Below are 11,043 nucleotides of genomic sequence, written 5' to 3'. Positions count from 1 at the left end.
TTCCGTGCGCTCTTTCTTTTCGCCGGTGTTCTTGTCCTTCCAGTTTTCGGACGTGGCGATGCGCAAGTTGGCAATGCGCCCGCCGTTCTGGAAGCTCTTCACCTCAGGGTCTGCGCCGAGATTGCCGACGAGGATGACCTTGTTGACGCTGCCTGCCATCGAATCGTGTTCCTTCTGATCTGGCAAAGTGCCTAGCGCACGGGCTCGGTCGGGCGCGAGTCTTGGCGTGTGAGTTTTCCAGAAGGAATTGGTTGGTTCGCGCAGAGACGCAGAGAAGAAAGGGAGACGCAGGGAGCGCGCGACAGGCCGCAAGGCCGCTCAATTTTCAGAACGGGGCCGAAACCGCAACAGCAGAATTCGAGAGTGGCTTCGCCGAAAGCACAACCCTCCGCGCCTCCCTTTGTTCTCCGCGTCTCTGCGTGAACCCCTTTTTACCCCAATCCGGCGGCAGTTGCTGTCCAGAAGGTCACGCCCGCCGCAGCATAGGCCAGCGCAAACAGGTAGGCGAGCATGAACGACGGCCACTTCCAGCCGTTGGTCTCGCGCCGGGCCACTGCGATGGTGGCGAGGCACTGGGGCGCGAAGACGAACCATGCGAGGAAGGCCAGCGCCATCGGCAGCGTCCAGTTGGCCTTGAGCTGATCACCCAGTTCCATTGCGGCCTCTTCCTCGTCACTGGCGCTGACCGCATAAGTCGTGGCAAGCGAGCTGACGGCGACTTCGCGCGCGGCCATCGCCGGGATCACCGCAAGACTCATGTCGCGGTTGAAGCCGATGGGATCGAGCACCACGGCAAGGCCGTTGGCCATGTGTCCGGCAATCGAGGCATCGACCTGATCCTCACCCGGCGCAGCACGCGGGAAGCTGAGCAGGATCCACAGCACGACGGTGACGGTGAAGATCATCGTACCTGCGCGGCGCAGGAATATCCACGCGCGTTGCCACAGGCCGATGGCGAGATCCTTGATGGTGGGCAGTTGGTACTTCGGCAATTCCATGATGAAGCCCGAAGCCGCGCCCTTGGTGACCGAGCGGCGCAGAACGAGCGCCACCACCATCGCACCGATGATGCCCGCCACATAGAGGCAGAACAGCACGAGGCCCTGCAAACCCACGCCGGGACCAACAGCCGTGTTCGGGATGAACGCCGCGATGATCACTGCATAGACCGGCAGGCGCGCCGAACACGTCATCATCGGGGCAATCAGGATCGTGGTCAGCCGGTCCTTGGGATCGGTAATGCTGCGCGTGGCCATGATGCCGGGAATCGCGCAGGCAAAGCTGGAGAGCAGCGGGATGAAGCTCCGGCCTGAAAGGCCGACGCCCGCCATCAGCCGGTCCATCAGGAAGGCGGCGCGGGCCATGTAACCTGTCGCCTCCATCAGCAGGATGAAGAAGAACAGGATCACGATCTGCGGCAGGAACACGATGACCGAGCCGACGCCCGCAATCACGCCTTCGGTGAGGAGATCGCGCAGAAGGCTTTCGGGCAGGATCTGCTTGGCGAAATCACCAAGCGCCCCCACCACCGCTTCAATGCCATCGGCAAAGGGCGTGGCCCAGCTGAACACCGCCTGGAACACCACGAACAGCAGCGCAAACAGGATCGGCGGACCAGCCCACGGATTGAGCAGCACCTTGTCGAGCCGCGCGTGGATGCGGTGCTTTGCGGTTTCCGAAAGGATCGCCGCTGTGGCGATCTGATGCGCCAACATGCGCCGTTCTGGCAAAGTGACATGCGGGCGCGGCGCGGCTTCATGCGCTTGCGACCGGTCACGCGCCTCGGCAATGGCGGCGGAAAGTTCGGTCAGGCCGCGACGGCGCACCGCCACGGTGGGGATCACCGGCACGCCCAACGCTGTCTGCAAGGCTGCCGGATCAATCGTCAGGCCATCGCGCTCTGCCAGATCGACCATGTTGAGCGCGACCACGGTGGGGCGGCCCAGTTCGATCACTTCCTGCGCAAAAACAAGGTGTTGTTCGAGGTTGGAACTATCGAGCACCAGCACGATCACGTCTGGTTTGGCCTGCCCTTCCTGCTCGCCCATGATGACCTTGCGGGTCACTTCCTCGTCAGGGCTGGTGGCGTTTAGAGCGTAAGAGCCGGGCAGGTCGACCAGTTCCACCGGCTCGCCCGATGGCAGCAACAGACGGCCCGCCTTGCGCTCAATCGTGACGCCCGGATAGTTGGCGATTTTCTGCCGCGCGCCGGTCAGTGCGTTGAACAGCGCACTTTTGCCCGCGTTGGGATTGCCGACCAAAGCGGCGACGGTGGGCATTTTGCTCATGATAGCGTTTCAACCGTCATTGCGCGGGCATGAACGCGGCGCAGGGCGATGGTCATACGGCCGATCTCCACGGCCAGCGGATCGCGCCCGGCGAACACACCGCGATAGGCGAGGCTGACCCGCGCGCCTTCATCAAGACCCAGCGCTTGAAGGCGCTGCGCCTCTTCCGCAACCAGCGCGGACCAATCGACTGCCGCGATTCGCGCGGGCGTGTTCAGGGGGAGTTGATCTAGCGTCACCCCTTTCCGCTGCCATAGCGCGAAGGCGATTGCAAGTCATTCGCAATAGAATTGCGCTGGATCAAGAAAAGAGAGTTGGTTCGCGCGGTGCCGCTTGAAGGGTTTCGCGCAGAGGCGCAGAGCTGAAAGGAGACGCAGAGAGGGTGCGCTGGCCGCAAGGCCGCTCAAATCACGCAACGGGGCGATTGAAGCAACGGCAGAAATGGAGAGCGGCTCCGCCGCAAACCCAAGCTCTTCGCGTCTCCCTTCAGCTCTGCGCCTCTGCGCGAAACCCCTTCTAAACCGCCGGGTAGCGCAGCCGCCCCAGCATCCGCATCAGCGAAAAGTTCTCGTCACGCGGCTTGAGCAGCTTGGCCTTTGCCTTTTCAAACTGCATCACGTTGTCTATCCGGCGATCGAGGAAAGCGCGCGTGTCCTCGTGCCCGTCGCTGGTATCCTGCGCAAAATAGGCGAGCGTGGCCGCGTAGATCGAGCCGAGCGTCATGCGCTTGGTGTAGTGGTTGTAGTCGGTCGCCGTATCACCCGCGAGGCGCCACATCGCGTCCGCGCTCGACCAGCCGAGGCGCGCTGCGGCGGGCACATTTTGCGGCATGGCCATGATGGCCAGCGCGCGGCGCAGCGCCTCTTCCTTGCCGATCAGGGCATCGAGCCGGAACTGCACAAGGCGGCGGATGCGTTCGCGAATGGGCAGGTTGCCAATCTGGCTGGCGGGCAGTGCGTCAGCCATGTCGGCATCAATGCGGGCGATCCATGCGCTGATCATCTGCATCGCGCCACCTTCAAACGCGAAGGCGGCCAGCGCCGGATCGACGCCTTCCATTTCGGCGGCAGCGGTCACAGCCTCGCCCTTCCAGCCATCAAAAGCGGCAGCCTCGGCAATGGCCGGGGCAAGGCTGAGGCGAAGCGCTTCGAGCGAGGTGTTGTCTGTCATATGCCTACAATGCCCGGCTTAGAAAGAAGGTCCATAGGTCTTCTTGGGCTTGGTGCCCTTGGCTTCGGTCGTCGACCGCTCGATTTCGCCCAGCACAGCGCTACCCTTGTCCAGCATGGCATAATCGCGCGCCGATCGGCCCGAATTGTCCGGGCGGTCGGCATTGGCTCCGGCCTTGATCAGCAAGCGTACCAGCGCAAGATCCTTGCGGTGGACAGCGCTGATCAGCGGAGTTTCGCCGGTGTTGTTCGCCTCATCAATGCGCGCGCCAGACTTGATCAGTTCGTCCACGCCTTCGATGAAGCCCATTTCCGATGCCAGCACCAGCGGGGTCACACCGCGATTGTCACGTGCATTCACGTTCGCCCCTTTGGCGATCAGGAACTGCACCCATGTCAGGTCGCGCCTTGCGGTCACGATGTGCAAACCAGTCTGACCGGTGGAATAATCCTTGGTGTTGACGATCTGGGTGCCCGGCTCGTTCAAAGCCTCGGTCACCTTGTCGCCTTCCTTCTTGCGGATGGCTTCGAGGAACTTGTAACCTTCGGAGAACTGGGCCTGCGCAGGGGTGGCAATGGCGGCAGCCAGCAGGATCGCCAATGCACAAAGCGGCCTGCGGAATATCGAAAACATCACTTCCTCCTGTTGCGTGCCCACCCGGACATTCTGCCCCTATGGACTCGCCTCTTGCAAGGGCACGGTTAGCAGAGCATGAACCGCCGCGCCATGACCCACGTTTTCAGATCCTTGCTCGCCGCCCTTGCCGCAACCTGCACTTTCGCGCTCGCCTCGTGCGGTGGCGGCGTGAGCGAAAGCCCGCCGCTTGAAGGCGCGACCATCGGCGGCGATTTCACGCTGACCGGCAAGGACGGCAAGCCGGTGCGCTGGGCCGATTTCGACGGCAAATACCGCATCGTCTACTTCGGCTACACATTCTGCCCGGATGTGTGCCCGACTGATTTGCAAAATATCGCGCAGGGCGTGAAGCTGTTCGGCAAGACTGACCCCGCCCTAGCAGCTAAGGTCGTCCCTATTTTCATCACGATTGATCCGCAGCGCGATACCCCGGAAGTGGTTGGTAAGTTTGCGGAGAGCTTCGGGCCATCCGTGGTGGGTCTGACCGGCACTCCCGAGCAGATTGCCGATGTGGCGAAGAAATGGTCTACCTATTACAAGCGTGGCAAAGGAAGTTCGCCCACGGAGTATCTTATGGATCATTTGCGGGCCAGCTACTTGATGGGTCCCAAAGGTGAGCCAATTGCGCTTCTGCCAAGTGAGCAAAACGGCCAAGCCGTAGCCGCCGAGCTGGCGAAGTGGGTGCGTTGAGCACGGATCGCTTCTGGGAAAAGCCGGTCGAGGCGCTTAACCGCGAGCAGTGGGAAGCGCTGTGCGATGGCTGCGGCAAGTGCTGCCTGCACAAGCTGGAAGACGATGCCACCGGCGATGTCTATCACACCAATGTCGCCTGCAAGCTGCTGGACCTGAAGACCGGGCGCTGCAGCGATTACAAGCACCGCCGCGCCTATGTGCCTGATTGCCTGCGGTTGACACCAAAGCTGGCGCGCGATCTGCCATGGCTGCCCGATACTTGCGCCTATCGCCTGCGTGCCGATGGCGATCCCCTGCCCGATTGGCACTACCTCATTTCGGGTGACCGCGAGGCGGTGCATCGTGCGGGTCAGTCCATAATCGGCAAGGCTGTCAGCGAGACATTGGCGGGACCACTGGAAGAGCATATCGTGCCATCGGACCACTTCGATGGGTGAGAGGCGCGGAATGCTCGACTGGCTGCGAAGGGCTGATCCCAAGGCGAAGGAAGCACCCGCACCGCGTGGCGTCTCCCGGCGCACGATCACGGTGGCCGACCGAGAACTGCCGCTGGTGATCCGCAAGCTGGGCCACGCGCGCAGGATGACTCTACGGCTTGCGCCCGATGGCAGCGAAGCGCGCGTTTCGATTCCCGCGTGGGGCCGTGTGGGCGATGCCGAAGCCTTTGCGCGCGATCGGGCAGACTGGTTGGCCGGGCAACTGGCGCGCGTGCCCGAAACCGCGGCGATAGCGCCCGAAGCTACGTTATGTTTCCGGGGTGAAGCCTTGCGGATCGATTGGCAGGCAAAAGCGCGGCGCAAGCCCCTGATTGCAGATGGATGCGTGGTAGTGGGTGGCCCGGCAGAAGGCCTTGCAACGCGGTTGCAGCGCTGGCTTGAAGCCGAAGCGCTGGCGCTGTTCGCCGAAGATCTCGCGCACTATTGCATCCGCGCCGGAGAAGCCGTGCCCCGCCTCTCGCTTTCCCGCGCGCAACGGCGCTGGGGCAGTTGCGCATCGGACGGGACGATCCGCATGAACTGGCGGCTGATCATGGCACCCGATTTCGTGCGGCGCTCGGTCGTGGCGCATGAAGTGGCGCATATGCGCCACTTCGATCACAGCCCTGCCTTCCACGCCCATCTGGCTGGTCTCTTTGAAGGCGAGGTTGATGCTGCCAACCGCTGGCTCAAACGGTTCGGGCGCACGCTTTATGCGCCATTTGGGTGATGGCTAGCGGAATGGGCGGCGAAGCCCTATCTAGGCGCGCATGAAGGGTTTTTTCCGAAACGTCTCCCCGCGCCGCGCCGCCGTCGATCTGTGGGAAGTGATTGGCGCGCCAAGCGAATATCGCCTTGTCGGCCTGCTGATGGCTGCGGCGGTGACCGGCGGTGTGTTCTATGTGATGAGCCAGCAGGGCGGCCGCGGCCTGCCGCGCCCACCCGAAATCGTCTATTTCCCAAGCTTTCTTGAAGGCCGCACCGACGCTGAAATCCTTGCCGAAAACCGCGAGGCAACTGCCAAGGCCCGCGCCATCGAGGCCGAGGAAGAAGCCAGCGCCGAGCGCGTGCGCCAGATGTATCGCGCCGTGGGCAACGCCACCGGGGTCGATACGAAGAAGGCCTATGAAGAGGGCAATGCCGAACGGGCTGCGATCAAGGCAAAGATCGATGCCGAGCGCAAGGCGATCCTCGACCGCGTTCTGGTGAAGAACCCGGTGTTCGAAGCCGAGCAGAAGAAGTTTCAAAAAGAGCAGGCAAACAGCGGGGAATGACTGCTGCCGACGACCAGCGCTGGCTGAATGCAGCCGCGGCGCTGGCGGGACGCGGGCGACCGCTGAGCAGGCCCAATCCGTCGGTCGGCGCGGTGATCGTGCGGGACGGAAAAGTTGTCGGACGCGGATGGACGCAAGCTGGCGGACGGCCTCATGCCGAGGCTTGTGCCTTGGCACAGGCAGCCGCGGCGGCGTGGGGCGCAACGCTCTATGTGACACTTGAACCTTGCGCCCATGCCAGCACCCGCGGGCCTTCATGCACATCGCTGGTGTTGGATAGCAGGCTGGCGCGCGTGGTGATCGGTGTGGAAGACCCCGACCCGCGCACGGCAGGCAACGGGATCGCCGCAATGCGGGCGGCGGGAATTGCAGCGGAACTGGTGCCCTGCCCGGCGGCTCGGCAATCGCTTGCGGGCTATCTGACGCGCACCGCCTTGGGTCGGCCCCATGTCACGCTGAAGCTGGCGACCTCGCTCGACGGGAGGATCGCGCTGGCCGATGGATCGAGCCAGTGGATCACCGGGCCGGAGGCGCGCGCGCATTGCCATGTGGAGCGGGCGCAGGCCGATACCATTCTGGTGGGTGGCGGGACTTATCGGGCCGACGCGCCAAGGCTCGACGTGCGCCTGCCGGGGCTTGAGGCACGCAGTCCGCAGCGCATGGTGCTGACACACGGGGCTGTGCCTGAAGGCTGGTCGGCGGTGGCTGACATAGCTGCGCCGGGCGCATTCGGCGATGCGCAGTACCTCTTCGTTGAAGGCGGGGCGCAGGCGGCGGCGACATTTCTCGCGGCAGACATGGTGGACCGGTTGCTGATCTACCGCGCGCCAATCATCGTGGGCGCGGGCCTGCCCTGCATCGGTGACATCGGGTTGGGGTCTTTGGCCGAAGCGCACGGGCGCTGGCGCAATGTCGACCGGCGGACGCTTGGCAGCGATGCGCTGGACGTCTACGAGCGGGTCCGTTGAAGGAGATTTGAATGTTCACCGGGATCGTCACCGAAGTCGGCAATATCCTCTCGATAGAGGACAAGGGTGACCGCCACATCACCATTTCCTGCGCGATGGACCCGGCGAAGATCGCCATCGGTGCCTCGATCGCCTGTTCGGGCGTGTGCCTGACAGTGGTCGACAAGGGTGGCGTCGCTGGCGAAGGCTGGTTCGCAGTGGACGTTTCGGGTGAGACGATCAAGCGCACAGCGCCCGAACAATGGCAGGCAGGCGCACCGCTCAATCTCGAACCGGCGCTGAAGCTGGGGGATGAACTGGGCGGACATATCGTGACCGGCCATGTCGATGCGGTGGGCGCAGTCGTCAGCGTGACGCAGGTCGGCGGATCGTGGCAGTACATCGTTTCCGCGCCGCACGAGTTGGCGCCTTACATCGCAGCCAAGGGTTCCATCACGGTGGACGGCGTTTCGCTGACCGTAAACGAAGTGGCCGATCAGGCCGATGGCGCGTGCCACTTCATGCTCAATATCATCCCGCACACCGCGCAGGTAACGACGCTCGGCACGCTGGCGGCGGGGCGTCAGGTCAATCTGGAGATCGACGTGCTGGCGCGCTATCTGAAGCGGATGCAGAGCCTCGCTGCACAAGCTTGAGGCGCGTTTTCTGAAGTGCACCAAAATGCACCTAGGTGTCACCAAAGCTACCTTAACGCCCTCTAATCAGGCGCAATCCAGCACGATTTTGAGCAACTGCTCGGGCTGGTCCCCCATCACGTTGTGACTGGCCTGCGCCTCGTGATATTCCCAAGCCGGATCGTCCTGCACCCGGTCGCGGAACTGCGGGAACGGTGACGGGCTCCACCCATTGGCGAACACATAAATGCGGCGCGGGATCTTCGCTTCCTCACCGGTAAAGCGCACCGCCTCGACGAGCGTCAGCAGCGGGTGATCGGATAGCACCGGGCTTTCCAATCCGGGGAGCGGCGATACCGCGCCGGGCTTGTGCTTCTGGCTACCGATGTAGTGATTGTGCTCCCACTCTCCTGTCAGATCCCAAAGCGACTGGCCATCGCGCGGCAGAAAAGCGTCAACATAAACAATAGCATCGATCCGGCCTCCCAGCCGCGTGGCGACGCCGGTGATGACCATGCCGCCCCACGAATGGCCGACCAGCACGAAGCGCTCGAACCCCGCCTCGGCGATCTCGGCGCAGACATCATTAATGTGCGTTGTCAACGTGATGCCGGGGTGGAACTCCGCCTTGCGCTTGCCCAAACCGGTGAGGTCTGCGGCGAGAACGCGGTGGCCGGCGGCGGTGAGATCGGCCTTGAGCCGATCCCACACAAAGCTGCCGCCCCATGCGCCGTGGACCAGCACGAAGTCCGTCATGCGCCGATGCCGTGCTTCTTGTTGTATCCATGCAGCCATTCGAGCGTCTTGGTGAGGCCGCCGAAGGGGTAGAAGTGCAGGCGAACCTTGCCGTGTTCTGCGGTCAGGCCCTTGGCGAAAGCATCGACCAGCTTGTCTGGCCCGGCGGTGCCGAGCAGGTTCGTGACTGAAATACCGTACTTCTTGAGCACCGAGGTGGAAGCCCCCACGCCGCAGCGGGCGGCAAAGGCCAGCAGGCGCTTGATCCCGGCGGGACCGGGCACGCCGATGCGGACCGGAGCATCAATGCCGCGCGCGCGCAGTTCCTTGAGCCATGCCAGAAACGCATCGGGATCGAAGCCGAACTGGGTGACGATCAGCGGGGCCATGCCGCGCGCGGTGATGTCTGCCACTTTCTTTTCGAGCACCGCCCAGCATTCGGCTTCGCTCATGTTGGGGTGCCCTTCCGGGTGCCCGCCGATGCCTATCGCCTTGATTCCACTGCGTTCGAACGCACCGGTGGCGATCAGGGCCGAGGTATCGAAATAAGGTCCGACCGGCTCAGGCGGATCGCCCGCGACGATGAAGCAGCGTTCCACGCCGGCCTTCTGGACCACGGCGCGAAGGTAGCCTTCGAAATCGTCCTCGGACGTGATCCGGCGAGCGGAGAAATGGGGCATCGGCTCAAAGCCGAGTTCGCGCACGGCGACCGTGGCGGCAACGCGGGCCGCAACGTCTTCACCGGGGAGGAAGGTGATAGCGATAGGGGTTTCAGCCGGGATGAGCGGGGCGGCATCGCGCAGCGACGCTTCGTCCTTTGCGGTCATTTCAAGGCTGAAGCCATCGGTGATCCCGTCGGGCACCTTGTCCCAGTTGGGATGGATTTGGGGTGTTGCCATTTGCGGGATCCTCTCTCCAGAGAGCCCCTCCTCTTCAGGGGAGGGGTTGGGGTGGGGGCTTTGCTTCAAAACTTGTGTTTGCCGGAGAGCCCCCACCCCCGGCCCCTCCCCTGAAGGGGAGGGGGGCTTTCAGTTTTGCCTCAGCGAGCGGTGCGCCAGCCTTCGGCATAGGTTTCACGCGCAACGCGGCTGTAGGGGACCGGCGAGACGATCACGCGGACGTTCAGCTGCTTGTGCGGCTCGACGGTGGTCTTCTTGGTGCCGCCGTTTTCTTCGCCCCACACCACGTGCAGTTCGGTGCCGAACGGGATTTCGGGGTCGACGGTGGCCAGCGAAAGCGCCTGCTTTTCGTTGTACGAGAAGCCGGTGAACATCGAGAGGCCCACGGTCTTGCCATCGGCATCGACCACGCGGTCGTAGTTCGACGAAGCATAGTTCGCGAGCGGAACGTCGAAGAACTTGTAGGCTTCACCATCGGGGTTGAACATCGAAGCCATGATCTTGGCCATGTCTTCAGGATGCCATGCCAGCGTCACCTTCTTGCGCTGTTCGGCAGGGTTCAGGGCTTCGAGCGCGTCACGACCGTGGAAATCATGGTCAAACTTCACGAAGTTGCCGTAGCCCAGTTCCCACGGGTTGAGGTAGTAGTCTTCGATGTTTTCCGAGACGAACGAACCGCCGATCGAGCCGGTGGCTTCATAGCTGTCAGCAGCCAGCCATTCGCGGAAGCCCTTGAGCTTTTCGCCGGTGTAGATGGCGGGCAGCGGCGACGGGATCCAGCCCGATTCCAGCGTGTTCGAAGGATAGGCGCGGCTGCCACATGCGATCAGGCCGAATTCCTTGCCCGCTTCCAGAATGGCAGCGCGGATTTCTTCCTGCTCGGCATAGGGGCCCCAGATTTCGAGGCCCGGTGCGCCCGACATGCCGTGGCGCAGCGTCTTCACCGTCTTGCCCGCAATGTTCATCGTGGACATGTTGAAGAACTTGAGCTGTTCCAGCGGACCGCCATGCAGCTTTTCGATCACGGCCCATGCGTTCGGGCCCTGGATCTGGAAGCGCCATTCCTTGCGGGTGACAGGCTTGCCCATCGGACGCATCGGTGAACGGTCATCCAGTTCGATTTCAACGTCATAGCCGCCGGTGGCAGCGTGATAGCGCAGCCAGTTGGAGGCAGGCGCACGGCCGACGTAGGTGAAGCTCTGCTCTTCTTCCCAGAAGATGATGCCATCGCCGATCACGTGGCCATAAGGCGTGGTGGGAACGTACTGCTTGGCCTTGTTGACCGACCAG

14 protein-coding genes are annotated in these 11,043 nt (G+C 63.1%); 6 read left to right on the top strand and 8 right to left on the bottom strand.

All coding sequences use genetic code 11. The features are described from left to right. The 5 genes from ssb to B7X90_RS15985 form a co-directional block, all read right to left on the bottom strand. Positions 1-159 (bottom strand): single-stranded DNA-binding protein (gene ssb / locus B7X90_RS16005; protein WP_292626084.1); only part of this gene is annotated, 159 nt, incomplete at its 3' end. Between the two features lie 272 nt (positions 160-431). After that, entirely contained in the window at positions 432-2,288 is a 1,857-nt protein-coding gene (locus tag B7X90_RS16000) for a ferrous iron transporter B (protein ID WP_292626080.1), read from the bottom strand. Next, positions 2,285-2,527 carry a FeoA family protein gene (locus tag B7X90_RS15995; protein WP_292626078.1) on the bottom strand — a complete coding sequence of 81 codons (243 nt, stop codon included), beginning with the start codon at positions 2,525-2,527 and terminating at the stop codon, positions 2,285-2,287. Before B7X90_RS15995 ends, B7X90_RS16000 begins: the two co-directional genes overlap by 4 nt. A 277-nt stretch (positions 2,528-2,804) precedes the next feature. Next, complete coding sequence (locus B7X90_RS15990) at positions 2,805-3,458, bottom strand: COQ9 family protein (RefSeq protein ID WP_292626077.1); 654 nt, start codon at positions 3,456-3,458, stop codon at positions 2,805-2,807. 18 nt (positions 3,459-3,476) lie between these two features. Next, on the bottom strand, positions 3,477-4,091 hold the full coding sequence (locus tag B7X90_RS15985; protein ID WP_292626075.1) for an ankyrin repeat domain-containing protein: 615 nt from the start codon (positions 4,089-4,091) through the stop codon (positions 3,477-3,479). 78 nt (positions 4,092-4,169) lie between these two features. Here B7X90_RS15985 and B7X90_RS15980 point away from each other — a divergent pair, with 78 nt between their 5' ends. From B7X90_RS15980 to B7X90_RS15955, 6 genes are read left to right on the top strand one after another with little or no spacing between them, the layout of a single operon-like run. Then, on the top strand, positions 4,170-4,784 hold the full coding sequence (locus B7X90_RS15980; RefSeq protein ID WP_292626072.1) for an SCO family protein: 615 nt from the start codon (positions 4,170-4,172) through the stop codon (positions 4,782-4,784). Then, positions 4,781-5,224 carry a YcgN family cysteine cluster protein gene (locus tag B7X90_RS15975; protein WP_292626070.1) on the top strand — a complete coding sequence of 148 codons (444 nt, stop codon included), beginning with the start codon at positions 4,781-4,783 and terminating at the stop codon, positions 5,222-5,224. Before B7X90_RS15980 ends, B7X90_RS15975 begins: the two co-directional genes overlap by 4 nt. A gap of 10 nt (positions 5,225-5,234) precedes the next feature. Next, entirely contained in the window at positions 5,235-5,993 is a 759-nt protein-coding gene (locus tag B7X90_RS15970; RefSeq protein WP_292626082.1) for a SprT family zinc-dependent metalloprotease, read from the top strand. A gap of 40 nt (positions 5,994-6,033) precedes the next feature. Next, positions 6,034-6,537, top strand: a complete 504-nt coding sequence (locus B7X90_RS15965) for a hypothetical protein (RefSeq protein WP_292626068.1) — start codon at positions 6,034-6,036, stop codon at positions 6,535-6,537. Further along, complete coding sequence (gene ribD, locus B7X90_RS15960) at positions 6,534-7,505, top strand: bifunctional diaminohydroxyphosphoribosylaminopyrimidine deaminase/5-amino-6-(5-phosphoribosylamino)uracil reductase RibD (RefSeq protein WP_292626066.1); 972 nt, start codon at positions 6,534-6,536, stop codon at positions 7,503-7,505. The genes B7X90_RS15965 and ribD overlap by 4 nt, the downstream gene beginning before the upstream one ends. A gap of 11 nt (positions 7,506-7,516) precedes the next feature. After that, entirely contained in the window at positions 7,517-8,140 is a 624-nt protein-coding gene (locus tag B7X90_RS15955) for a riboflavin synthase (protein ID WP_292626064.1), read from the top strand. A gap of 66 nt (positions 8,141-8,206) precedes the next feature. Here the strand turns inward: B7X90_RS15955 and B7X90_RS15950 are convergent, their stop codons facing one another. The 3 genes from B7X90_RS15950 to B7X90_RS15940 form a co-directional block, all read right to left on the bottom strand. Continuing rightward, positions 8,207-8,875 carry an alpha/beta hydrolase gene (locus tag B7X90_RS15950; RefSeq protein WP_292626062.1) on the bottom strand — a complete coding sequence of 223 codons (669 nt, stop codon included), beginning with the start codon at positions 8,873-8,875 and terminating at the stop codon, positions 8,207-8,209. Further along, positions 8,872-9,753, bottom strand: coding sequence for a methylenetetrahydrofolate reductase (locus tag B7X90_RS15945; protein WP_292626060.1), 882 nt, complete (start codon positions 9,751-9,753; stop codon positions 8,872-8,874). Before B7X90_RS15945 ends, B7X90_RS15950 begins: the two co-directional genes overlap by 4 nt. Before the next feature lie 140 nt (positions 9,754-9,893). Beyond that, a partial coding sequence (locus B7X90_RS15940; RefSeq protein WP_292626058.1) for an aminomethyl transferase family protein occupies positions 9,894-11,043 on the bottom strand: 1,150 nt, incomplete at its 5' end.

Origin of the sequence: Novosphingobium sp. 17-62-19 (assembly GCF_002256775.1) — a bacterium.
Classification (GTDB): Bacteria; Pseudomonadota; Alphaproteobacteria; order Sphingomonadales; family Sphingomonadaceae; genus Novosphingobium.
This window is presented reverse-complemented; position numbering and strand designations above follow the sequence as displayed.

Excerpts from the sequence above, each read along its gene's own strand:
- B7X90_RS15990 (WP_292626077.1), bottom strand. The coding sequence starts at position 3,458 with ATGACAGACAACACCTCGCTCGAAGCGCTTCGCCTCAGCCTTGCCCCG.
- B7X90_RS16000 (WP_292626080.1), bottom strand. The coding sequence starts at position 2,288 with ATGAGCAAAATGCCCACCGTCGCCGCTTTGGTCGGCAATCCCAACGCG.
- B7X90_RS15945 (WP_292626060.1), bottom strand. The coding sequence starts at position 9,753 with ATGGCAACACCCCAAATCCATCCCAACTGGGACAAGGTGCCCGACGGG.
- B7X90_RS15950 (WP_292626062.1), bottom strand. The coding sequence starts at position 8,875 with ATGACGGACTTCGTGCTGGTCCACGGCGCATGGGGCGGCAGCTTTGTG.
- B7X90_RS15970 (WP_292626082.1), top strand. The coding sequence starts at position 5,235 with ATGCTCGACTGGCTGCGAAGGGCTGATCCCAAGGCGAAGGAAGCACCC.
- B7X90_RS15980 (WP_292626072.1), top strand. The coding sequence starts at position 4,170 with ATGAACCGCCGCGCCATGACCCACGTTTTCAGATCCTTGCTCGCCGCC.
- B7X90_RS15955 (WP_292626064.1), top strand. The coding sequence starts at position 7,517 with ATGTTCACCGGGATCGTCACCGAAGTCGGCAATATCCTCTCGATAGAG.
- B7X90_RS15985 (WP_292626075.1), bottom strand. The coding sequence starts at position 4,091 with ATGTTTTCGATATTCCGCAGGCCGCTTTGTGCATTGGCGATCCTGCTG.
- B7X90_RS15965 (WP_292626068.1), top strand. The coding sequence starts at position 6,034 with ATGAAGGGTTTTTTCCGAAACGTCTCCCCGCGCCGCGCCGCCGTCGAT.
- ribD (WP_292626066.1), top strand. The coding sequence starts at position 6,534 with ATGACTGCTGCCGACGACCAGCGCTGGCTGAATGCAGCCGCGGCGCTG.